Below are 24300 nucleotides of genomic sequence, written 5' to 3'. Positions count from 1 at the left end.
GCCACCGCGCCGGGCAGTGAGCGGGCGGCGCGATTACCTGATTCTTCCAGAGGTGCATCATGAACGCCAACGCAACTGCGGTATCCGAACTTTGGAGTGAGGAAGCCACTGCGAGCCCGACGCTGCGGCGTGTGCGCGCGCACATCGGCGGCCTGCACTGCTCGCTGTGCACCGGGACCATCGAACAGGCGCTCGGCCGCCGGCCGGGCGTGCACAAGGTGTCGGTCAGCCTGACCCATGAACAGGCGCTGGTCGAGTTTGACCCGACCGTGACCTCGGCCGACACGCTCATGGGTACCCTCACCGACATCGGCTACACGCTTTCCGACCCGCGCAAAGTGGAACCGTTCGAGGTCCAGGAGCGGGCGCTGGTACGGGAGCGCAATCGATTTCTGACGGCGCTGGCCGCGAGCCTGGCAGCGATCGGCCTCATCGCCAGTCCGACGAACCCCTGGGCCCTAGCGCTATCGGGGTTCGTGTTCCTGAGCCTGATCGCCTTCACCTTCGCGGTCCTGTACCACCGCGGGGCCGCGCGCGCGGCCGCCGGGGCACTGGCGCTCGCCGGCGGCGGGGGCATTCTGTTCGCGCTGCGTGTGGCGGGGCCGCTCGCGGACGCGGTCCCGTGGCTCACCGGCGCCCTGGCATTGGCGCTGATCTTCGGTATCGGTCCGCATATCCTGCGCATGGCCGTACAGGCGCTGCGCCGCGGAATCCTCAATCAACACGTCCTGGTCGAGATCGGCGCGTTCGCCGCCGTCACCGGCGGCGTCATCGGCCTCGCGACCGGCCGACCGCACTACCCCACCGCCCCGTTCTTCGCGGTGGCGGTGATGGTCCTGACCTACCACATCTTCTCCGAATGGCTGTCGCTGATCGTCAAGACCCGCAGCTCCCAGGCGGTCAAAAAGCTCCTCGACCTGCAGCCGGACACGGCGCGTGTGTTGCGCGACGGACGTGAGCAGCGGGTTCCGATCAAGGACGTGCAGACCCGCGACCACGTGCGTATCCGTCCCGGCGAGCGCATCCCCGTCGACGGAGAGGTAGTCGAGGGTCATTCGGTGGTAGACGAGTCGCTGATCACCGGCGAGCCGCTGCCGGTGGACAAGGCCGTCGGCTCACAGGTCGCGGGCGGCGCCGTCAACGGGTCCGGGACGCTGCTGGTGCAGGTGACCGCGATCGGTGAAGAAAGTTTTCTGCAGCGCGTGATCCGCAGCGTCGAGGATGCGCGCGCGCTCAAACCGGGCCTGCTGCACGTGGTCGACCGCGTACTGCGCGCCTACACCCCCACGGTACTCGGGATCGCCGCCACCGCCTTCGCCGCTTGGCTGGTCGGCCCGATGCTGGCCGGACACGGACTCGACCTTCAACGCGCGGTGTTCGCCGGACTCTCGGTCCTGGTGATGGGCTACCCATGCGCGGTGGGCATCTCCGCGCCGCTGTCCATCGTACGCGGCGCCGGTGAGGCGGCCGAACGCGGCGTTCTGATGCGCACCGGCGAGTCGTTCCAGGCCCTGCGCCTGGTGAAAACCGTAGTCTTCGACAAGACCGGCACGCTGACCGAGGGCCGGCCCGCGGTGCACGAGATCGAGACCCACGGCGTCGACTCGGATACGCTGCTCGGGATCGCCGCGGCCGTCGAGGCCCAGTCCGAGCATCCACTGGGACAGGCCGTGGTCGAAGCGGCCTTCGACGCCGGGCTCGCGCTTCCCGAAGTGGAACGCTTCGATGCCGTGGCGGGCAAAGGGGTCATCGCGACGGTGGGCGGCGATGAAATCCTGGTCGGCAGCCCGACGTTCCTGACCGGGCGCGGCGTGGATCTTACCCCGTTGAGCGACGCCGTCGCACGTCTGGAAGAAGCGGGCCGCACCGTCATCGCCCTCGCCCGCACCGGTAAGCTGTTGGGCATCGTGGCGCTGGGGGACGCGCTGCGTGCCGATGCTGCCGCGACCGTCCGCCGGCTGCGGGGCCTCGGGATGCGCGTCGCACTGCTGACCGGCGACAACGAACGGGCGGCACGCCGCATGGCGGCGCAGGCCGGTATCGACGAGGTATACGCCGGGGTACTGCCGCAGTCCAAGGCGGACACCATCCGCCGGATCCAGAACAAAGAGCGGGGACGCGGCCGCGTGGCGATGATCGGAGACGGCATCAACGACGCCCCCGCGCTGATGCAGGCCGACGTCGGCATCGCCATGGGCAGCGGTACCGACATCGCCATCGACGCCGCCGACGTCATTCTGCTCAATCGCCGCCTCGATGGCGTGCGGGCAGCCTACGAGATCAGCCGCCGCTCCTACCGCAAGTTGCTGCAGAACATTACGCTCGCGTTCCTGTTCAACGGCATCGGCATCCCGCTCGCCGCCACCGGCCTGATCAACCCGGTGTGGGCCATGGTCGCCATGGCCACCAGCGTCACTGCCATCTTCATTAACTCGCTGTCGGGACGTTCCGCGCTGTTCTTCGGCGCCGTGGGGGGTGTCGGACAAGCGCCGGCTCAGGGAACGGAGACACCGATCTGATGGACGTCAATCGTTCTCCTGGACCCGACGCACCGACGCGGTTCCTGACCCATCCGCTCCGGATTCGCGTTCCCCAGTATTGCCCCCCCTGCGATAGGCGCAGCGGCATCATGACGGACGGGCGTGCGTGTCCTTCACCGACAGGGGACCGGCACCGCGGCCGCGCCGTGGCCCTCGGCGTGCTGGTCGCACTGATCGGCGGATGCGCGGTCGGACCGAGTTTTGTCCGTCCCGCGCCACCGAATGTAACGACCTACACCGCAGAGGGGACCGCCCCGAACCTGGTACCGGGCGCGTCCGAGCCTTCACAGCGCCTGTTGACCGGCCAGGCGATCCCGGCCGCGTGGTGGCGGCTGTTCCGATCACCGGCGTTGGACACCGTCGTGCGGCAGGCGCTCTCCGCAAGCCCCACCATCAGCGCGGCCAAAGCAAGGCTTGCCCAGGCCCAACAGCTGGTGGCCCAGGCACGTGGTGCCTATTACCCGCAGATTGATGCCGGCGCCTCCGCCGAGCGCCTGAAGGGGCCGCCGATCGCGCTCGGGATCCGGCCCAACCACAATCTCCCCACTTTCAACCTCTATTCGGTCGGGACCATCGCGAGCTTCGATCCCGATGTCTTTGGTCTTACCGCGCGGCAGGTGGAAAAGCGCGCGGCGCAGGCGGAAACTCGAGTCTATCAGCTCGCGGCCGCGCAGCTGGCGGTTTCCGGAAATGCCGTCACCGCGGCGATCACGGCCGCCTCGCTGCGGTCGCAGATCCACGCGGCCGAGGCCCTCGTCGCCGCCGATCGGAACACCCTTGCCCTCGTGCGCGAGAAATTCGCCGTGGGCAAGGTGGCCCGAACCCATCCGTTGGCCGCTGAATTCCAACTTTCCAACGACCGCGCCCTATTGCCACCCCTCCGACAACGGTTGGCCGCTGCCGAGGACGCCCTCGCAACGCTAGTCGGGGAACTCCCCGCGCAGTGGACGCCGCCTGCGCTTACATTGGCGGATTTCACCCTTCCGACCAAGCTGCCCGTCAGCCTGCCATCGGCATTGGTCCGCCATCGCCCCGACATTCTCGCGGCGCAGGCCCGCCTCCACGCCTCCAGCGCCGCCGTCGGCGTGGCCGATGCCAGGATGTACCCGGACTTCAGGCTCTCCGCCTCGTTCGGTACTGCCGCCCTCGCGGCCACTTCCCTTGGGGAAGGCGCCAACCTGGTATGGACCCTGGCATCGGGGCTCACCGCACCCATTTTCCATGGTGGCTCATTGCGGGCGCAAAAACGCGCGGCAGTCGCCCAATTCCACGCCACGTTGGCGATCTACCGCCAGACGGTACTGGTGTCCTTCCAACAGGTCGCAGATGTCCTGCGCGCGCTCGGGCATGACGCCGAACTGGTCAATGCCGCGCGCCACGCGCTTGACGCCTCCCGCTCGACCCTGTCCCTTCAACGGCTTCGCTACCGAGCAGGGAAAACCAGCCGGCTCCGATTGCTCGCCGCCGAGCGCCGCTACCAGGAAGCACGCCTTCGCTACATCCAGGCCAAAGGTAACCGGTATCTGGACAGTGCCCAGCTATTCGTGGCCCTGGGTGGCGGGGGATGGGTCAACCCGACGCGGTGCACCGAATGTTCGGTTCCGTCTGGAGCGACCGGAAACGGCAACCGGTCATACAGTGCGACCCCCGGGCCGGAATATCGTCATGAATCCATGAATCGGTGACAACCACCATGAAATCTCTCTTTACACGCCTCCGAGCGGGACCGCAATCGACCGACCGAACAGATGCCAAGATACGGCCATCGATCCGACGCGTCACCTTGATGCTGCTCATCCTGGTAGTGCTGGCGGTGGTGCTTCGCTTTACGGTCCTGCGGCCGCCGGCCGTCCCGGTTGCGAAGGTGACCCGCGGAACCGTGGCCGCCGAAGTCGAGGGCACCGGCACCGTGACCGCCGATGTGCTCGCGAACATCAGCTCGAAGATCACGGGCCGGGTCGAACGGGTCTTTGTCGACCAAGGCGATAGCGTTCGCCGCGGCCAAGTGATCGCCATCCTCGATCAAACCGGTCTTCGCCACAAAGTAGATGCCGCGCGCGCGCGACTCGCGGCCGACAGGGCGAAGGCCGGGGAGCGCAAGCGCGAATGGCTGCGCGAGAAGCGGCTCCAGCCCTCCGGGGCCGTGGGCATTGAGGAATATCAGCGATACCGCGCGCGCTATGCCGTGGCGCGGAGCGTGGTACGGGCCGCCGCGGCCGAGTTGCGAGATGTCGAATACCAACTCTCGTTGACGCGAATTCCCGCGCTGTTCGGCGGACTCGTGATCCGGCGATGGTCCGTTCCAGGCGTATCCGTGGTCCCGGGGCAGCCGATGTTCTTGGTCGCCGACACCAACCTGATCTACGTCGATACCTTCATCGATCAAAACTTCACCGGAAAGATCCGGCCGGACCAGCCGGCGACCGTCATCCTTCGCGGGCGTGAAAACGCGCCTCTTGCAGGCCGTGTCCTGCGGATCGATCCGCAGGCCGACCAAGCCACCGAGGAAATGGTCGCGGAGGTCACCTTCCGGATTCCCTCCGACCGGTTCCAACTCGGACAATGGGCCAACGTCTATATCAAGGTTGGGGAGGCGAAAGATGCGCTGGTGGTCCCGGACACCGCGCTGCTCACCATAGGAAACCACGTCTTCGTACTGAGCGTCGGCCCGAACCACAAGATCCGCAGGCAGCAAGTTACGGTCCTGGCTCGCAGTCCACGGAACCCCATGGTCGCCATCGCAGGTCGGCTCCAACCGAACGAACGGGTGGCACTGCACCCGGCGGGGCTGAGGCCGGGGGAAACCGTGCGTCCTTTCCTCCGCAGCATGTCGAAGGCGGCGGGATCGAATTCATGAACCTCGCGATCAAGGACGTCCGTTACCATGGCCTGAAGTTTTACAGCTCCACTATCGGCGTGTCATTGCTGATCATGGTAGTCGTTGCAATCGGTGGAATCATCCGTGGGGTTATTCTCGACTCCGCAACGATTATCGATAAAACGGGGGCCAATCTCTGGGTGGTTCAGAAACGGACCCTGGGGCCCTTCGTGGAGATCTCCCGGCTCCCTGAATACATCTATCACTCCATTGCCGCGATGCCCGGCGTCGCCCAGGCGAGCCCGATCGTAACCGCGTGGGAACACGTTGCGGTCATGCCACATCCCACGCGACTGATGAAGTTCATGTATATGAACACACTGCTGAACACCGCCACGATGGTAAAACCCGGGTGGATGGCGATCCCCAAGGTCCAGCGGTTCGTCGTCATCGGCTACGAGCCCGGAAGAATCGGCGGGCCGCCTGTCATCGTAGCCGGGCGTGGAATCGAGGCGAGCCACTATGAAATCGTGGCCGACGTTAAGACCGGATTTCACGTCGGGCAACACCTTCGCCTAGGAAACTTTGACTACACGGTGGTCGGTCTAACGAAGAACGTGGTTGCCTTTACCGCCGACCCGGTGATCTACACCACCCTGCTGGATGCGCAGAATATCATTTTTCAGCTCGACCCCGATCTCTTTCGCAGCGTCCGATCCCATGTGGAGCAAGATTTTTTTGGGCTCTCGGCCACTCGACCGCGACTAGCCAGGCCATTGGCGGCCAAGGCGGTTAAACTGGCGGGAAACACACGGTTCATCAACGCGATCGCGGTCAAAGTGCAGCCCGGCGTATCCGCTCGCGCCGTGGCGAAACGCATCCGCCGCTGGCAGCACCTACAGGTCTATACGGCCGCCCAAGCCGTCAATATGCAGCTCATGGGATCGAACCGGTTGATTCTGTTCCAGCTGGCGTTGTTCCGCGACATCCTGGTTCTGATCGCGGGGCTCGTGATCGGTCTAATCATCTATAACTTCACTCTGGATAAACTGCACGAGATCGCCATGCTCAAGCTACTCGGCGCACCCGGCGCGGTGGTGTACCGGATGATACTCCAGGAAGCGCTTTTCATGGGGATTGTCGGCACCCTGGTGGGGAGTGCACTGGAACTGCTTATTGAACCGTATTTTCCGCGCCGCGTCGTTGCGACCCCCGGCGACATTGCGCAGATGCTCGTCGCCATGACACTCGTGGCAATCCTGGCGAGCGTGCTCGCAGTTCGCAAGGCGATGCGCGTGGACCCTCGCAGCGTACTCGGAGTCGGTTGAGCATGACCCAGCCCGAAAAAACCAGCCATGCGATTCAAGTCAAAGGGCTCACCAAGGTCTATGGGCAGGGCCGCACCCGGGTCGAAGCTCTCAGGGGAATTGATCTTGACGTGCGGCCTGGTGAGTTGTTCGCAATTATGGGCCCGAGCGGTTCAGGAAAGACCACTCTGCTCACTATTCTAGGGCTGGTAACCCCTCCGACCGGTGGACAACTGTTGATCGAAAACGAAGATATCTATGGTGGGCGTCCCCCCGACTTGGCGCGCCTCCGGCGCGAAAAGATCGGCTTTATCTTCCAGGCCCCCAATCTGATTCCGTTCCTGACCGCCAAGGAGAACGTCCTATTACCGCTGAACCTGGCGGGAGTGGGCGGCAAACCGGCGGAAGCACGGGCACGCGAGTTGCTTAGCTATCTCGAAGTTGCCGACCGAACCTCGCTATACCCGAATCAGCTTTCCGGCGGCGAGCAGCAGCGCGTCGCGGTGGCCAGGGCGCTGGCCAACAACCCGAAGATCATACTGGCCGACGAACCGACTGCAAGCCTCGACACCGACCGGGCCCTGAACGTCATGCGGTTGCTTCGACGGGTCTCCGACGAGAACAATACCGCCGTTCTCGTCGTTACCCATGACCATCGCCTGATCGGGGAAGTCGACCGCGTGATTCAGTTCGCGGACGGGCGAATCGCCGAGTCCGGAGACCATCCAGCGGATGTTGTAGACCATCGTCGCCCGCCCGGCGGCGGGGAACGGGGCGGGCCTTAAAAGCCAGGAGCGAAAGAACGGCCGCTCCAGAGGGCGGCATAGTGCTATCAGTTCGTAGATGCGGGTTCCTTCGACGAAGTGGACATCCGGCGGGTAGCTGCGCATCCGCTCGAACTCCAATGGTGACCGATATCCCAGCAATGAATGTAGTTGCACGCGGTTGTAGAAATCAACCTAGACGCGGACGGCATCGCACAGCGACTGGTCGCTACTAAGCGTTTGTCGTGGCGAATGGGTACAGATTCATGTTTACTGTTTTTTTGTCGGCTACGTGTGGCGTTAAGGCGTATGAGGGCTGCCCACACCGTGGTGAGCACTCTCAAGGCCGCTGCGCTCAGCGTTCCGTAGTGGGTACGGGAATATCCGCGTTACGGCCTACGTCTTAGCACTGTTCATCCAACACCCTATTCAATACCGCACTCCACCCCGGGGCACGACTACGGTCATGGCCGACTCCGAAAACCCGCGCCGGCCGGGGCGATCCCGCTTCCAGGAATGCGACGGCCGGAAGGTGGCCGCCGCCCTGTTGCTGCTACGCCTGGGCGTCTTTATCGTCTTCTTCCTGTGGACGCTGGACAAGTTTGTCCGGCCGATGCGTCACAAGGATTTTCTGCCGCAATTCGGCGCTGCCTGGACGCCGGTGATTGGCGCCCTGGAATTGGTGGTGATCGTGCTTTTTCTATTCGGTGTACTGAAACTGTTCAGTTACGGGGTCGTTCTGGTACTGCATCTGATTTCTACGGCATCGGCATACCACGCCTACCTGACACCGTTCCACGATAAGAATCTCCTCTATTTCGCGTCCTGGCCGATGCTCGCCGCCTGCGTGACACTATTTCTGTTAAAGGAGGAGGACACGCTGTTGACCTGGACTCATATCCGAAGCGGGCTCGCCAAGAGGCGCCCATCGAGAAACCCAACCAGCGCCGAGGGGAAAGGTCATGACACAGGAACCTGATTTTCTGACGCGTGCCAGCCTGTATTTCGCCGCTGGGGGTATCGGCGGCGCCGCCAACAGTTTCGCCGCGTGGTTCTTCGGCGTAACCGGGGTCAACACGCTGCTGGGGATTTCCCTGACACCGGCGTTCACCCCGGGGTGGCTCTATTTACGGGTCGTCTGGGGTGGGATTTGGGGACTGCTGTTTCTGTTGCCGCTGTTCCGGCTCCAGCCTCTTTATATCCGTGCGACGTTCTTGAGCCTGATCCCCTGTGCAGTGCAGCTTCTGATCGTCTTTCCGTTGAAGCTGAAAAAGGGCTATTGGGGTCTTGAGCTGGGTACGATGACACCTCTGCTGATCCTGGCCTTGAATCTGGTCTGGGGTTATACCACCGCGTTGTGGCTCGCACTCACCGTACAGCGCAAACCAGTACTCGGTTAGTGGCCGCGGTCATTACCGATGACGCCCCAGCCTTGGGCCTAGGCGGACCCGGTTGACCCGCTCGGGCCCTAACATCGGGTCTGAATGATCGTCTGGTAGCGATGGGCATGAACACGCGACGAAGGCTTTTCAATCGGCGATGCGCATCGTTGGCGGTATGCGACGAAAACATGGGCGTTAAGGGCTAACTTCTCGCCGCACCACGGCGTCACAATGACCCGGGGAGGCCTCCCCTGGCAAGCACTCCGGCCCGGTCAGGTTCGGCAGCGGGCCAGGCCCGGTGTATTTGTGTCGGTGACAAAACCGCGCCGCGGCCGATGAAAACTGGACCGGTTATCCCTACCGACCATATTCCCCTGGGGCGCGGTTCGTGGGCCGTTCCAGTCCCTGTGGGGTGCGGGGAACCAAGCGCTGGAACTCCTGCCTTGTCTACCGTTCTAACGAGTCATGGCAAGTACGCAATGACACCTAGCCTGTGCGGGTTTCCGGCGTGCGGACTGCGCGGATACCACCTGTCCGAGGAACGGAAATCCGCTTGCCTGAGGGCGTGGAGTAGGCCCGGGGCAAAGTGTGAACCACGTCACAGAACTTGCTTTCCGCAGGGTTTTGTATAAGGTGTCGCTGTGCGTGGTGGCCGAGGAGGGATCGCCAATGCGCTTTTTTAAAAGGGAACTGACCAAGGCATACACCCTGTTCAGCGTTCGACGTGAGTTCAGGGAACAGCAGCGGATCCAGGAATTGCAGAAAAAGAGGCTGCGGGCTCCACGCCCGTCTGCTGAACCGGTTCCGAAGTAGGCCGGACCGGGTTTCGCCAGCCGGACCCGACAGGCCGGCTGACTCCGCTTACCGATGGGCCGCCGCTGGCCGGCGTAACGCCCACAGGGGATGGTCTCTCCCGGATTTACCCCCCGGCGCACTCCGACGCCCGGACCACGCATCGCGCCAGCCCCCCCGACGGACTACTCCCGGGCTGAAACCCGGGGAACAGTCTGTCGGGCCGCGCTCCTTTATATCCCTTGCTGCCGGACTTCCGCCTCCACCTTTTTCAACGCATCCATCAACTGCTTGTCCTTGCTGGCGCGCAGCTGAGCCGCGGTCATGGATTTCTCCTCCTGGGGACGCAGCGGCAGCACGTTCTCCGCCAGACTCACCGTGGTATCGGGTTTGATTCCCCGGTGCCAGATGGTCTTGCCACTGGGGGTCAACCACTCTTCCACGGCGAGCATCAAGGCCGAGCCGTCGGAAAGGGGGAATTCCTGCAGCACGGTGCCCGTACCGAAGGTCTTTTCCCCCAGCAGCGTCGCGCGGTGGGCATCCTTCAGTGCGCCGGCCACGATCTCCGAGGCGCTGGCGGTGCCGGCGTTGATCAGTACTACCATGGGCATGGCATATTTCGGCCCGGAACTGCGTACCGGCACGCGGCGCAGCTTCCCTTCCACGTTCTTCTCCAGCAATACATTATTGCCGTCCGGAAGAAACTGACTGGCCACGCCTATGGCCTGGGACAGCAGGCCTCCGGGGTTGTTGCGCAGATCCAGAATTACCCCAGCGGCACCTTGGGAACGGGCCTGGTCCATGGCGCTCTCCAGTGCCCGGGATGTCCCCTCACTGAAGGAGGCGATGCGCACGTCCGCGACCCGGGTGCCGGGAAGCATGTGCCAAGTGACGCTGCGCAGCTTGATTTCGGCACGCACCACGTGGACCTCACGGGCCTTGTAGGTCTTGGGATCACGGATCGACAGGATCACGGTACTGCCCGCCGGTCCACGGATCCGGCGCACCACCTGCTCCAGGGATTCCCCGGCTGTGTCCTTGCCATCCACCTTGAAGATGATATCCCCGGGTTTGAGCCCGGCCTTCTGGGCCGGCGAACCGTCCAGGGGGGTGACGATGATCACCCGCTTGTCCTGCATCCGCACCTCGGCACCGATGCCGGGGAAATGACCCTGCACCGCGTCACGCGCCTCGGACACCATCTCCGGAGTCAGAAAGGTGCTGTGGCCGGTGTCCCCCAGTGCATCCACCATCCCACTAATGGCTCCGTAGGTCATCTTGCGGGGATTCACGGCGGAGCGGTCCACGTAGTGCGCGTCGATCAGATTCCAGGCCTGGTCGATGAGCCGGAAATCCGGCACGGCGGTGGCAGGGATCCGATCTGGCGGCACCACGCCGGCGAGGATCTGTCGATCCACCACCACCCCGGCCACGACGCCGCTGAGCAACCATAACAGGCCGACGGCGGCGGTCCGCAGGTGGTTGGCACGGTTACCGGTCTTCACGCTGTACACCTCCGACTCCACTGGATCTGGCGGCCACTATAGCATCCCTCCAGACCGTATCGCCCGCGTTGCGGACGGCCCTAAAGCGGGCCCGGGGAAATGTCGCTATGGGCTGTGCAGAGACGGTGCGGGGGCCTGGGACCCGGCGACCGGGAAAATTCGGGGGAGGCGATGGACACATCTACCGTGATCGGGGCCACCCTAGGCCTGGGAACCATCACCGTGGCAGTCTATGCCGTGGTGCTCTACAACCGGCTGGTATCCCTGAAACATTGCGTTTCCAAGGCCTGGTCCAATATAGACGTGCTCCTAACCCAACGCCACGACGAGCTGCCCAAGCTGGTGGCCGTCTGCAAGCAGTACATGGGCTACGAGCAGGAAACCCTGGAACGGGTCATGGATGCCCGGGCCCGGGTGGCCAACGCGCGGGAACAGCACGATGTCCGCGCCCTGGGGCCGGCGGAGGCACAACTGCGCTCCGGGCTGGGCAGCCTGTACGCAGTAGTGGAAAACTATCCAGACCTGAAAGCCAATACCACTTTTGTGCACCTGCAGGACCGCATCACATCGCTCGAAAGCACCATCGCGGATCGCCGCGAGTACTACAATGAGAGTGTAAATCTGAACAACATCCGCATCGAGCAGTTCCCCGATGTGATCATCGCCCGCCGCTACGGCTTCGAACCCTTCCATCTGCTGGAATTCAGTGCACAGGAGCGGGCGGACGTGGACATGGGCGCGCTGTTCGCCACCTGAGCACGCCTGCACGGCACGGCGAACCGCACCGAACCCGATCGCCACCACCACCCGGTCATGCTGGAATCCATCACCCTTTGGTGCCGCGGCCTGTCCACCGGGGCGTTCGCGCTGCTACTCACGGTGTTGCTGGCGCTCGCTGGCACTGCATTCTACGAAATCTGGCGCGCCCTGCGCCGCTCCCGGATCATTGAGGACACGCCCACCTCCCGCCTACGCTCAGCGGCTCAGGGTTACGTGGAACTGGAAGGCCATGGGGCGCTCATGGGGGGCCTGCCCATCGTCGCGCCGCTGAGCGGGATCGCCTGCCTGTGGTACCGCTACCGGATCGAACGCCGCCGAAGTATCACCGACCTGCGCGGACGCGGCTGGTGGCACACCGTGCAGAAAGGCGTCAGCGACGGGTTGTTCAGGCTTGAGGACAGCACGGGCGCGTGCATCGTGGACCCGGACCGTGCCGAGGTGATACCGAGCCTGCGGCGCGTGTGGTATGGCGGATCCGACGCACCCGCGCTGGTACTCGGCACCCACTCCGGGGGCCGGCCGTCGTTCGCCGAATACCGCTACACGGAGGAACGGCTCATGCCCGGACCCCTGTGCGCCCTGGGCTGGTTCAAGACCGTGGGCGACGCCGACGACAGCCTCGACGCGGACGTCGCGGCGCTGCTGCGCCAGTGGAAAGGCGACCGCGCCGCGCTGCTCACGCGCTTCGACCGCAACGCCGACGGGCAGATCGATGTCGAGGAATGGGCGCGGGTGCGGGAGGCGGCGTTGCAACAGGTGATGAAGGAACGGGCCGAACGCGCCGCGGAACCCGAGACCAACACCCTGGTGCGGCCGCCGGTTGCGCGCCAGCCCTACCTGCTGGTGGCGGGCACGGAACGGGCCGCGGCACACCGTTACCGCGTGCGTTCGCAACTCGCGCTGGCGGGATTCGGCCTCTGCGTCGCGGGCCTGCTGTGGGCGCTCGGCGCCCGGCTGTCCTGAATCGGGGGTCAGCGCTCGCGCTGGTAGGTCCCGAGAAGTTCCGCCTGGGCCAGGATGTGGCGGTGCATAGCGGCTTCGAGCTGTGCCTTGGTGGGCTGGTGCAGGTCCGGCAGGACCACGTCCAGGGCGTAGAGTTTGTAAAAATAGCGGTGGCGCCCCACCGGCGGGCACGGCCCGCCGTAGCCGGCACGCTTCCAGTCGTTGGTCCCCGGTAGCGTTCCGGGTGGAAGTGCATCGGGCGTGATCGCCGCGGCCAGCCCGCGGCTGCCGGGTGGCAGGTTGTACAGGACCCAATGGACCCAGATCATGCGCGGCGCGCTTGGGTCCGGTGCGTCCGGGTCGTCCACGACTAGCACCAGGCTCTTGGCGCCCTTGGGCACCCCCGACCAGGCGAGTTCCGGCGAGATGTCCGCACCGTCACAGGTGTAGCGGGCGGGGATCGCGCCTCCCGACGCAAATGCTGTAGAGACGATGCGCAGGCCCATCGGCCGCCCTCCGGTGTCGGTATCCCGGCCCCCGGCTACACCGGCGGCGGGGAAAACCATCGCCACGAGGATAGCCGCGGCCATCCGCCGCCGGCGCACCGTGGTCCCGCGCGGGATCCACGCGCTCACCACCGACGCAAAGCTGGGCACGGCCACCATCCGCAAACACCTCCCGTCGGTCCTGGCCCACGACCCCGGCCGTGTATAACACCGCGTTGACGCTGACCCATCATGGATCTCCGAGCCGGTTGCGACAATAGCCCATACCGGGCCCGCAGCATGTCGGACCATCGGCGCGGTGCATCCGTGGCTCAATCCGAACCCCGCGTAGCCGCGCCTGGGGATAAATCGGACATAAAGTGACTCTTTTTTTGACAAACTCCCCAGTGGAAACGGCAACATATCCTGCGCGAGCTGCCATCACGCGCTAACCGACACCGGCGACGGGTGGTCCCTGCCGGTGGGGGAAGGCAGCCGGGGCTCGGGGTCACCCGCGATACGGGCAGGGGCGCGAACGCCATCCACGTGCGGGTACCGCGCAATGCCTCGCCGGTCCTCAACCTCGGGGCCAGCGAGTTCCGCAGTACGTTCCTGGATGGTCGCGTAGCGGTGGACCGCTCCCAGCCCACGGGTTTCCGCAGCCCGGCGGGCAGCGATCTCCTCCGGGGCTGACCAACGTGCTGGTGGCCCAAACCATGTTCCCAGCGACCTCAGCGACCGGCAGATGGCGGATCTGATGGGATTCCTGGCGACCCTCACAGACCCGGCGGGCAGCGATCTGCGCGAGGACGTGCCATCGCAGGTCGCGAGCAGTCGACCGCTGGCCGAATAAACGCCACACCGCCGGGACGCAGGCCCACGTCCCGGCGGCCTTTGTTATCATGCCCCCGAGTCCCGTCACGTCGGGGAGGTGGACACTGGCCAGCGCGTCCTATGTGCCCCTGGAACCCCCCGCGGAGCCACGCACCGCCGCGTGCCGCGCCCTCCGGTATCTCACACTCGTGGGCTGGGCCGCCACGATTGCAGGCCTTACTGCCTGCAGCACCGACCACTCGGCCCATTCCCCCCAGGCGATCCAGGCACGGGGGGAACTCATCGTCCTCACCCGCAACGCCCCCACCACCTATTACGATGCACACGACACGCCTACCGGGCCCGAGTACGACATGGCCCGCGCCTTCGCGCGATATCTAGGAGTAAAGGCGAAGTTCGTGGTGCTGGACAGCACTGCGGAAGTACTCCAGGCCCTGCGGGACGGCCGCGGCGACCTCGCGGCAGCGGGGCTTACCCGCACCCGCCAACGCCACGACGACTTCCGGTTCGGGCCCACCTACCAGACCGTGCGCCAGCAGGTGGTCTGCCGCCGCGGCGGTGCACACCCGACCTCCGTCACGGACCTCACCGAGGTGCCGTTGACGGTGGCGGCGGACAGCAGCTACGTGGAACGTCTCGCGACCCTGCAACGCACATACCCCAAGCTACACTGGCACACCGACCTGGAACTGAGCAGCGAAGATCTGCTGGAACAGGTCTGGCAGCGCAAACTGCCCTGTACCGTGGCCGACTCCAATATCGTCGCCATCAACCGTCGCTACTTTCCGGAGCTGGTAGTCGCCTTTGACCTCAGCAAGCCCCAGGACCTGGCCTGGGCCCTGCCGCGGGACGCCCGCGGCTTGCAAACGGCGGTGACCAAGTGGTTTTCCGGATACCAGAGCAGCGGCGCGCTACGCCCGGTCATGAACAAGTACTACGGATACGTCAAGCTATTCGACTATGTGGGCACCCGGACGTTTCTGCGCCGCATCCATAGCCGCCTTCCCCGCTTCCGCGGCCTGTTCCAGCAGGCCGCGCGGAGCACTCGGTTGAATTGGGTGCTGCTCGCCGTCCAGTCCTATCAGGAGTCGCGTTGGAACGCACGCGCCATCAGCCCCACCGGGGTTCGGGGCATGATGATGCTGACCCGCCACACCGCGCGCGCGGTGGGTGTTACCAACCGGCTCAACCCGCAGCAAAGCATCCGCGGCGGCGCCCGTTATCTGGCCGAACTGCGCGCGCGCCTGCCGAAGAACATCCGCGAACCGGACCGCACCTGGTTCGCCCTCGCGGCCTACAACATTGGATTCGGCCACATTCAGGACGCGCGCGCGCTGGCACGCCGGCTCGGACACCCGGCGAACCGGTGGAGCGGCCTGAGCCAAGTGCTGCCCCTGCTGGCGCGTCAGCGCTACTACCGGACCCTGCCCCACGGCTACGCCCGCGGCAACGAGCCGGTCCAGTACGTAAACCGGATCCGGGATTACGAGAACATCCTGGCGCGCACCCTGGAGTTGCGGCGGGCGGGAGCCCGGGTACAGCCCCCCGCCCCCGGCTTGGCCGGCTCCTGGCATCTGGACCGGGGAAATTCTATTCTAGGGATGTAGACCGGACGCCGCCTGGAACACGCCCACGGTGGGTATGGTCAAGCCGCATGCGCCACTGGGCAGACCGCCGCCGGGGCCGCGCGGCTGAAGCAAGACCACCGGGCGGCTATATCCAACGGGCTTGGTACGTGCAGCGAGGGTTGAACATGACGCACCCCGACTTCGCCGTTACTGATGTCCACACCCTTCAACACCGCGACCTGCGTTTCCTGCTGGAACACTTCCCGGAACCCGGCCACAGCTACGAGGAAATCGCCGTATTGATCGGGGAGTTCCCCACGACCCTGGAGTCCATGCTGGACAGCGAGTTCGTATCCCGGGAGATCCTGGAATCCCGCGAGCTGCTGTTGGACATCTCTCCCTTCCTGCTGTTCAACGTGCTATTGCGCCAAGTGCTCGGCCGTCAACGCAGCCCGGTGGACCGGCGTGTCATTCACTATATCGCGAACCTGCTGAGCCTGTTCGTAAACAACGACCGCGTGCATCGGATCCAGGCCCACGACCCACGGCACCACGAGTACCTGGTAGGGATGATCGATGAGGCGGCGCGCGCCGAGCCGCGGCGCCAGTTTCTGATCTACGCCCATATCGGCAACTACGCGCTGTATCTGACCGGGGTGTTCCCGCGTTGGATCGAGCACCGGCACCGGTTCAAACGCCGCCCGGTAGACACGGCCTACTATCTGGACTTCGGCCGCGTCTACTTCGAGCGGGCGGCATCCCACCCGCTGGCCCGGGAATACCGGCTCGGTGAGGTATTCCTGCGCCTCGCCCTATTGTTCGATCAATATCGGGAAGCGTTGAATCGGATGGCGCAGCAGTACTTGCCGACGTCGTGACGCGGTGATCCCCGATTCCGCGTCAGCCAGCGGCCAGCAACGGCCGCCGGCCATCCTCCATGTAGACATGGACGCCTTCTATGCCTCCGTGGAGGAACGCGACCGGCCGGGACTGGTGGGTCGGCCGGTAATCGTGGGGGGCACGCCGGAGGGCCGCGGGGTGGTAGCAGCGGCCAACTACGCGGCACGCCGTTTCGGGGTGCACAGCGCAATGCCCACGGCAACCGCCTTGCACCTGTGCCCACACGCGGTGCTGTTACCGGTGCGCCTGGACCATTACGCGGAAGTCGCGCGACAGATCCGCAACGTCTTCTATCGCTACACCCCGTTGGTGGAGCCTCTGTCCCTGGACGAGGCGTTCCTTGATCTCAGCGGATGCGAGCGCCTGTTCGGCCCTGCCCCGGAGGTGGCACGGCGCATCAAGGACGACCTCGCCCGGGAAGTGCAGCTGGTGGCTTCGGTAGGCGTGGCCCCCAACAAATTCGTGGCCAAGGTGGCCAGCGATCTGAAGAAACCCGATGCCCTGGTGGTCGTGCATCCCGGTGAGGTACAGGCGTTCCTGGACCCACTGCCCGTGGGACGCCTGTGGGGCGTGGGCAAGGTTGCCGGACGCCGCTTCGAGGAACACGGGATCTACACCATCGGAGACCTGCGGCGCCGGCCCTTGGACCGGCTGCGGCGGCAGTTCGGGAACGCGGCGGAACACCTCTGGCGGCTTGCCCAGGGGATCGACCCGCGGGCGGTCGTGCCGGAACGCGACGCCCGGTCCGTGTCCCACGAGACCACCTTCGCGGTGGACGTGGATGATCCCCAGGTGCTGCGGGCTTGGCTGCAATCTCTTACCGAGCAGGTGGGTCAACGCCTGCGCCGCTGTGGCCTGCGCGGGCGCACCGTCCAGATCAAGGTGCGGTTCGCGGACTTCCGCACCCTCACCCGCGCCCATAGCCTGGCGCGGCCGACCGACATCACCCAGGAACTGTGGGACGCCGCGCGCGGCCTGCTGACGCAGCGCCTCCCGGAGCGGTGCCCGCCGATACGCCTGCTGGGGATGGGCGTCAGCGCCCTGGAACCGCGCGACGCCGCCCAGGGTGAGCTGTTTCATGACGCCGTGCAGGCACGTCACAGTCGCCTGGACGCGGTGGCGGATCGGATCCAGGAGCGCTTCGGTGCGGATGCATTGCGGCGCGGCGGTCCTTTCGACGGGGCGGATTGAGGCGCTGATCCGAATGGTGCTTGTTGATGCTCCGGGCGTTGCAGCCGGGTCAGAGCACTGTGGGAAATGCGGGCTAGCGCCGCCCCGCGGCAGCGGCGGGCAGCAGCGTCCGGTAGCGCGCGGCGTTACGCGACAAGCGGGCGCGATCCCGGTCCCAGGGCGACGCCCACGCCAGTCCCCGGGTCATCAAACCGCGGCATAGCGTCAGCAGCCCGGTGATGTCGTCCTGATGAACGAACTCCGGCGCAGGGCCCTCTACGCCGCGGCAGTCCGGCCCACCTTCGAAACCCTGGTTGTGATAATTCCCCAGCGGCACGGAGATGCCCACGGCGGGCACGCCCCAAGCCGTGGCCGCCGTCGCCTCGCACGCCCCGCCGTCCATGATACGCCGCTGATGGCGCCCGGGCAGGGTGCGCTCCGCCACGCCAGCGAGCACCCGCAGGGCATTGGGGTCGAACACGGTGCGCCGGTCCCCCAACCGCACCACCGGCCCAGAACCGATGCGCGCCCCCGGCAAGGTGCGGGAGGTCTCCAGGCTCACACATACCAACGGGCGATGCGGGTTGCGCAGCCACCCCAGCTCGAAGTGCCGCACCGCGCCTACGAAACCCACCTCTTCCCCGCGGGTCAGAAGCCCGAGAAAAGGCACCGCGCCTTGACGCAGAACACGCTTGGCGGTGGACAACACCGCGAACACCCCCACCAGATCGTCGGCGGCCTTGGTATAGATCCGACCACCGGCCCGCCATACCGGGGCGCGGAAGGCAAAGCCGCCAAACAGACGCCGTGCCGCCGGGCGCCGGCCGTCGTGCCGCCATGCGGTAATCCGCACCTCCCCGGCCGCCATGAACCGGCCCGACACGTGCAGGGTGGTGGCCACCAGACGTCCTTCCGCCACATTACCCTCAGGACCGGCGATCCACACCCGGGCACCACGCAGGTGGCGGACCGGCGAGCCTCCGTGCCAAACCACCTCCAGGCATCCGTCGGCACGCCAGCGTTGGCCGTGAAACCCTGGGTGGTCCATATGCGCGACAAACAGACGCACGGGCTCGGTACTGCGCGCCGCGATCAGTGCCCGGTATGCGCGTGGGGATGCCGCGCCCACTACCAAGTTGCCGGCGGGATCGGTGAAATGGGCGATCCCGGCCCGCTCCAGCCAACGCTGCGCCACCACTACGACCTGATCCTCGCGGAACGGCGCGGTGGGGGTGGACAGCAAATCCAGAAGCAACCCCTCGTTGGAAACCGACATGGCGTGCGCGCGACTCAGTGGATACGCATGGCGTCGTGCTGGAGGCGAATCATGTCCTGGCGCACTGCGTCGGAATCCGGGGCGTCGGGGACCAGCTCAAGATAGCGATGGTAATCCTCCAGGGCCGGGCGCAGACACTCCAGGCGCTCCAGCACCTTGCCGCGGTCCCGCAACTCCGACGCCAAGTCCGGCGCCACCGCAAGCACGCAGTTCATCACCGCCAGCCCCTTCTCCAACTGGTTGCGTTGCAGGTAGAGCCCCTTGAGGTTACGCAGGATGCGTACCAGGATTTCCCTCGGCCCCGCGGCGTCCAGCAGGTGGGTCACGGGCGGCGCGGGCTCTTCGCCGTACACCTGATCCAATTGCTCCTCCAGATCATCCTCGTCCAGGGATCGCCCGGAATCGAAGGGATCCAGTACCAGGGCGCCGCCTTGGACCGGGATCTTGACCAAAAAATGGCCCGGGAACGATACGCCATGCACCGGCAGCGCCAAACGCTGGCCAACCTCGAGATAGACGATGGACAGCGTGATGGGCAACCCCAGCTTGCGATCCATCACCTCGTTGAGGAAGCTGTTGCGCGGGTCGTAGTACTCCTGCAGATTACCGGCGTAGCCTTCTTCCTGGAACAGTACCCGGTTCAGTATCAGCACCCGGTCCGTCAGGGTCGCGTTCTCGCCGGCGGCGATGCGAGCCCGCTGCGCGTATTCGTCCAGGCGACGCAGGTAACCGTCGAGTTCCAGGTCCGGGTACTCGAGACGCGCGATCTCCAGCGCGCCCCGGGCCAACATGGACCCCTGGTCGGGATTGGCCATGAGCCTGCGCAATTTCGCCGCCACACCGGTATCCATATCGTCCCTCCGCAACCACCGTGGTCGATAAGAGTTGCGGGCACGGTCTCCTCAGGGGTCGCCCGGGACCCCCAGCCAGGCGCGCCACTCGCGCAGTAAGCACGCGTCCCGCGCCGCCACCACCGAGCGCGCCCCCAACTCCGGGCGGAATACCGTCGCGCCATCCAGGGTACAGGAGCCACCGCCCGCTTCTGCAAGGATCAGGCTCCCGGCCGCAAAATCCCACAATTGCTGGCCGCCATGCAGGTACACCCCATAGCGCCCCATCGCCACCCAGCACCAGTCCAGCGCCGCCGCTCCGAAGTTGCGCTGGGACCGGAAGGGCGGATCCGCGGCAAGTCGCGACGCCAGGGGCGACGCCAGCCGCTTGAAATCCACGCCTGCAATGCACTCGGCGAGTTCCGGCGCGGCGCTTCCGGGGGCGAGGTCGGCACCGTTGCACCAAGCCCCGTGCCCGGCCGCGGCGGCGAAGCACTCATCCCTTACTGGATCATACACCACGGCCCGGGTCACCCGGTTGCCTTCGATCAAGGCCAGGGAAACGCAGAAGAAGGGGGTCCCAGCAGCAAAGTTGCTGGTACCGTCGAGGGGATCCATACACCAGAGGGCGGCGTGGCCGCCGGCCAGCACGGCGCGTTGCCGAGCCGGGCCCATTTCTTCCGCCAACACCGGAATCGCCGGCCAACGCCGTACCAGCTCGCCCTCGATCCAGGACTGGATCGCCCGGTCCGCCTCGGTCACTACGCTGCCGTCCGCCTTACGCACGCTCGCAATGGAGCCGAAGCGCGGTAACAGTTCCCGGCGCGCGCCTTCCCGCACCAGGGCGACGATCCGCGTCAATTCCGGCGTAACGCCATCGGGAACATGTGCATCCAAGCTACGCATCGAATTGCGGGAGGCCCCTGCTGGGATATCGTGGGTGTAAAGAGCCAGATCCCGGCGGACCACCGGGCGCCATCGCCATCCCGTCGGACCGTGGCGGCAATCCGGCGCGCCGAACTCTAGCCTTACAGAACAGCGCGGCCAACGCAAGTCGCGGGGCCGCACGCGATCCAGGGCCGTCGATATGAAGGTTGTCCATCCGACGCCGGGAGACGCGGCGCGCGCCCTGGGTTGGCGATGCCATGTTGAAATCACGGCTACCGAAACCAACGGCCTGCAGCCCCTGAAGACCGTCGCCTCGCCCGCATGTGCGTGCCGGGTCGCGGAGGATGGTGAGGTTCGCGGCCAGGATCGCGCCGCCGTGGAGCGCACCCCATAGCGGTGGTTGTGGTTGGAGCGCAGGGCAAACGCGAACCCACCAGCACTGCGACCGGCCGCGCTACGCGCCACTGGCGTGAGGTGCCCACAGTGGTCTGGACGGATTCCACCGCGTGATCCTCAGTCCACCGCCGGAACGGCCCGTTATCAGCGGGGGAAATGCGGGCCAGCACATAGGCCCGCTGCGACGCCCGCATGGCCGCCAGCGACTCCGTCGACCTGTTGCAGTCCCGCGCCTAAGTCAGGCCTCCGGCATGCGCAGCCGGCGCATCCCGTTTGCGAGCCACCGCGCCGCCCGGTCTCGACACACGCGGGCGGATCAATCCGCCACCCGCGCGGCCGGTCCGCTCATTACCGATTCGCCGCCGGCTGACGCCCGGTCCGTATCGGCGGCGGCCCCCCGGCCGAGCGGCGCGAATCTCTGCGCGAATGGACGTAGCTTGCCGAGGATGTCCCAGGCCATCAGCAGGGCACCGGCGGCGAACACCACGTCGCCGGGGAAGCGCAGCCATTGCCACAACAGCGTGGTGTCGTAGAACTTCACGCTGCGCGCATACGCGAGCCCGTGCTCATAAACCGCGGCGAGCTGCGCCCAGCCGATCGGGAAGAAGTTCAGGACTATCCACAGCAAGAGGCCAAGATTGTAGAGCCAGAACGCCCACAGGCCCATCCGATCGCTCCACTCCGCCCGATCCCCAGACGCATAGCGCAGGCAGAAATACACCAGCCCGATTCCAAGAAGTCCGAACGCACCGAACAGCGCGGTGTGCGCATGATTCAGTGTAAGGAAGGTTGCATGTTCATAATAGTTGACCAGCGGCGCGTTGAGCGTGCCGCCCCCGAACACGCCGGCGCCGACGAAATTCCAGAATGCCGCCCCGATGATGTAGGTGTAGGCCAATGAATAGGGGAATCGGCCATGCTGGAGGCGGATGACGCGCCGTTGTTCGACGGCCTCGATCACCATCAGCAACAGCGGTAAAACCTCGATAAACGAAAACATGCTGCCGAGCGGGACCCACATCTTCGGCGCACCGGCCCAGTACCAGTGATGCCCGGTACCAAGGACGCCGCCCAGAAACACCAGGACCAGTTCGAATAGCACGGTGCGCTCGGCGACGATGCGCGAGACCAAGCCAGTCGCCATCAGCAGGTAGGCGCTCACGCACGCGGCAAAGAATTCGAAGGACTGTTCCACCCACAAGTGAACCACCCACCAGCGCCAGAAATCCGTGATCGTGAATGACTTGTCGATCCCGGTCAGCGGGATCATGCCGAAGGCGTAGAGCAGCGCGACGTTCGCGGTGCTTACCCAGAACAGGTGCTCGATACGGATACGACCCGTGCGGAAGTCATGCAAGGCCTTTCCACGCTGCTCTTTCCCGGGCCACATCGCGCGGAATACAAGCACACTCCAGATCACGAGCCCGGCAAAAAAGCCGATCTGCCACAAGCGGCCGAGCTGCAGGTAGGACAGGCCCTGGTTGCCGATCCAGAACCAGCTGCGTCCAACCCAGCCCATGATGCCGGCGTAGTCGCCGATCAGCCCCCCTCCGACCACCACTAAAGTGGCCCAGAACAGCAGGTCGACCAAACGGCCCTGTCCGGCCGGCTCGCGGCCGCTGATCAACGGGGCCAGGAACAGCGCCGCGCCGATCCATGACACCCCGATCCACACGAGCGGGGTCTGGATGTGGACGTCTCGCAGGAAGGCAAACGGCAGCAGGTAATTTATATTGATGCCGTAGAAACTCGTCCGATCCGCATAGTCGTGCGCCATCAGGGTGCCGGCGGCGATCTGCGCCAGAAACACGAGTGCGACAATCAGGAAGAATTTTCCCGTCTTGCGCTGACTCTCCGTCAGGGCATGGAATCCGCGGAATAACGCCGCCTCCGGTTCTGCATGCACTCCACTGCCACCACTGAGATACCGGTTGTAAATGAAGATCACGGCCCCGAACCCTAAGAAGACGAACATGAACGAGGCCCAGGTCCAGATGAATGTGCTGGTCGTGGGCGTGTTGCCGACAAGCGGCTCATAGGGCCAGTTGTTCGTGTAGGAAGAATCCCCGTCCGGGCGGCGTGCGACGGTGGTAAGCGACGAATAAATCAGAAAATCCGCAGTCTGCGCGGCACTCTTCGGGTTGAGGCTATAGGCCTCCGTCCAGCCCTTGGCGAAGTTGTTCGCAAGCAGGTTTTGCGCGATCTCGCGGCGCAGATCGCGGATGGCTCCAGCGACTGGGTTGGGCAACTCCGCGACCCTGGTATCCAGGCGGATATGCTGCAGCTGCGCCTGCATCTCCTTGCGGGCCTGGTATTCCTGTCCCGGCGTCAGGGCGCTTAGCGACTTGCCGAACCGCGCCTCGGCGATCGCCGCCTCGGTGCGCTTTCCCAGTTGCACCAGGTACTCCGCGGTGTAATCTTCCCCGTAGTACGAGCCCATCCCGTAGAGGCTCCCGTAATCCATGAGGTCCGCGCGCTGGAAACCACCCTTGCCGGCAACGATATCCGCGGCGGTCATTACCACCGTGCCGTCGTGTGTGACAAATTGTTCCGGAATCGGCGGAGCCCCCTGGTAGGTGCGATAGGTCCCCCACGCCAGCGCCGTGAACGTCCCCACAGCCACGATGAAAAGCAGCCATTTGAGCGCCCCGGAAACCGGGTCTGCCGTCCCCATCGAGCCGGCGTCGGCATTGATCACGGACATATTCACCTCCCCAGTGCCACTGGATGACACACCACAGCCCGCAGGGTCGTTCGCCGGCCAAGCGGCGGCGAGTGCGCAGACCCATGACCAGCGACCTTAGGTTACCGGCCAGCCACGGTCCTTGATGATGATCAAGCAGTCGAAGCGTACAAGAGCCGTCTGCCGACCCCTGGCACCGGCGTTTCTATCGCGTGGCAAGAGGCGTGCCCTGCGGACCAAAAAAAAAGGCGGGTGCCGTTGGCGCCCGCCTCTACACCACTACCGCAGACCACGCATCCCCCTTGTTCGTGCGCGGACGCCGACGGACCTGAAGACCGGCAGCGGGGACTATGTTGCACCCCCGGCGTGTAACACCGCGACCATCGCGACGCACCGCCTCCGTGCTTCAAGGCCTGGCCCGCTTCCTCGGCGGCGACGAG

The 24300-nt window shown here is 65.3% G+C and carries 18 protein-coding genes and 1 pseudogene; 13 read left to right on the top strand and 6 right to left on the bottom strand.

Translation table 11 applies throughout. The features are described 5' to 3' along the window. Positions 1-59 precede the first annotated feature (59 nt). The 7 genes and pseudogenes from B7Z66_06400 to B7Z66_06370 all read left to right on the top strand — a co-directional run bounded on the left by B7Z66_06400 (position 60) and on the right by B7Z66_06370 (position 8829). Entirely contained in the window at positions 60-2519 is a 2460-nt protein-coding gene (locus B7Z66_06400; GenBank protein ID OYV77027.1) for a copper-translocating P-type ATPase, read from the top strand. Next, the gene (locus tag B7Z66_06395) at positions 2519-4225 is read left to right on the top strand and encodes a hypothetical protein (GenBank protein OYV77026.1); all 1707 of its coding nucleotides are present in this window, start codon (positions 2519-2521) and stop codon (positions 4223-4225) included. Before B7Z66_06400 ends, B7Z66_06395 begins: the two co-directional genes overlap by 1 nt. Then, the gene (locus B7Z66_06390) at positions 4222-5397 is read left to right on the top strand and encodes a hypothetical protein (protein OYV77025.1); all 1176 of its coding nucleotides are present in this window, start codon (positions 4222-4224) and stop codon (positions 5395-5397) included. Before B7Z66_06395 ends, B7Z66_06390 begins: the two co-directional genes overlap by 4 nt. Then, positions 5394-6686, top strand: coding sequence for a hypothetical protein (locus B7Z66_06385; GenBank protein OYV77024.1), 1293 nt, complete (start codon positions 5394-5396; stop codon positions 6684-6686). Before B7Z66_06390 ends, B7Z66_06385 begins: the two co-directional genes overlap by 4 nt. Before the next feature lie 2 nt (positions 6687-6688). Next, positions 6689-7450 carry a hypothetical protein gene (locus B7Z66_06380; GenBank protein OYV77023.1) on the top strand — a complete coding sequence of 254 codons (762 nt, stop codon included), beginning with the start codon at positions 6689-6691 and terminating at the stop codon, positions 7448-7450. A 445-nt stretch (positions 7451-7895) separates the two neighbouring features. Next, positions 7896-8312, top strand: a pseudogene (locus tag B7Z66_06375) (hypothetical protein). A gap of 79 nt (positions 8313-8391) precedes the next feature. Then, positions 8392-8829: a hypothetical protein gene (locus B7Z66_06370; GenBank protein OYV77022.1), complete on the top strand. Its 438-nt coding sequence runs from the start codon at positions 8392-8394 to the stop codon at positions 8827-8829. 1007 nt (positions 8830-9836) lie between these two features. Here the strand turns inward: B7Z66_06370 and B7Z66_06365 are convergent. After that, a complete protein-coding gene (locus tag B7Z66_06365) occupies positions 9837-11129 on the bottom strand; it encodes a hypothetical protein (GenBank protein ID OYV77021.1) in 1293 nt (430 codons plus the stop codon). A gap of 150 nt (positions 11130-11279) precedes the next feature. Between B7Z66_06365 and B7Z66_06360 the strand changes: the two genes are divergently transcribed. Beyond that, positions 11280-11864, top strand: coding sequence for a LemA family protein (locus tag B7Z66_06360; GenBank protein OYV77020.1), 585 nt, complete (start codon positions 11280-11282; stop codon positions 11862-11864). Positions 11865-11921: 57 nt separating this feature from the next. After that, positions 11922-12851: a hypothetical protein gene (locus B7Z66_06355; protein ID OYV77019.1), complete on the top strand. Its 930-nt coding sequence runs from the start codon at positions 11922-11924 to the stop codon at positions 12849-12851. Positions 12852-12859: 8 nt separating this feature from the next. Here B7Z66_06355 and B7Z66_06350 read toward each other — a convergent pair whose 3' ends face one another. Further along, positions 12860-13336, bottom strand: coding sequence for a hypothetical protein (locus B7Z66_06350; GenBank protein ID OYV77048.1), 477 nt, complete (start codon positions 13334-13336; stop codon positions 12860-12862). A gap of 400 nt (positions 13337-13736) precedes the next feature. On the opposite strand from B7Z66_06350, the gene B7Z66_06345 reads away from it, so the two are divergent. The 4 genes from B7Z66_06345 (at position 13737) to B7Z66_06330 (ending at position 17808) form a co-directional block, all read left to right on the top strand. Then, the gene (locus B7Z66_06345; protein ID OYV77018.1) at positions 13737-13943 is read left to right on the top strand and encodes a hypothetical protein; all 207 of its coding nucleotides are present in this window, start codon (positions 13737-13739) and stop codon (positions 13941-13943) included. Between the two features lie 274 nt (positions 13944-14217). Beyond that, positions 14218-15756 (top strand): lytic transglycosylase F, encoded by a 1539-nt coding sequence (locus B7Z66_06340; GenBank protein OYV77017.1) that lies wholly within the window; start codon positions 14218-14220, stop codon positions 15754-15756. 146 nt (positions 15757-15902) lie between these two features. Next, the gene (locus B7Z66_06335) at positions 15903-16595 is read left to right on the top strand and encodes a hypothetical protein (GenBank protein ID OYV77016.1); all 693 of its coding nucleotides are present in this window, start codon (positions 15903-15905) and stop codon (positions 16593-16595) included. A 67-nt stretch (positions 16596-16662) separates the two neighbouring features. Then, positions 16663-17808 carry a DNA polymerase IV gene (locus B7Z66_06330; GenBank protein OYV77047.1) on the top strand — a complete coding sequence of 382 codons (1146 nt, stop codon included), beginning with the start codon at positions 16663-16665 and terminating at the stop codon, positions 17806-17808. Positions 17809-17881: 73 nt separating this feature from the next. Here the strand turns inward: B7Z66_06330 and B7Z66_06325 are convergent, their stop codons facing one another. The 4 genes from B7Z66_06325 to B7Z66_06310 all read right to left on the bottom strand — a co-directional run bounded on the left by B7Z66_06325 (position 17882) and on the right by B7Z66_06310 (position 23881). Further along, the gene (locus B7Z66_06325; protein ID OYV77015.1) at positions 17882-19063 is read right to left on the bottom strand and encodes a hypothetical protein; all 1182 of its coding nucleotides are present in this window, start codon (positions 19061-19063) and stop codon (positions 17882-17884) included. A gap of 14 nt (positions 19064-19077) precedes the next feature. Beyond that, positions 19078-19914, bottom strand: a complete 837-nt coding sequence (locus B7Z66_06320) for a hypothetical protein (GenBank protein ID OYV77014.1) — start codon at positions 19912-19914, stop codon at positions 19078-19080. 51 nt (positions 19915-19965) lie between these two features. Then, entirely contained in the window at positions 19966-20799 is an 834-nt protein-coding gene (locus tag B7Z66_06315; protein OYV77046.1) for a hypothetical protein, read from the bottom strand. 694 nt (positions 20800-21493) lie between these two features. Then, positions 21494-23881 carry a nitric oxide reductase gene (locus B7Z66_06310; protein ID OYV77013.1) on the bottom strand — a complete coding sequence of 796 codons (2388 nt, stop codon included), beginning with the start codon at positions 23879-23881 and terminating at the stop codon, positions 21494-21496. Positions 23882-24300: the final 419 nt, after the last annotated feature.

The sequence above is a fragment of the Chromatiales bacterium 21-64-14 genome (genome assembly GCA_002255365.1).
In the GTDB taxonomy this organism is placed as follows: Bacteria; Pseudomonadota; Gammaproteobacteria; order 21-64-14; family 21-64-14; genus 21-64-14.
This window is presented reverse-complemented; position numbering and strand designations above follow the sequence as displayed.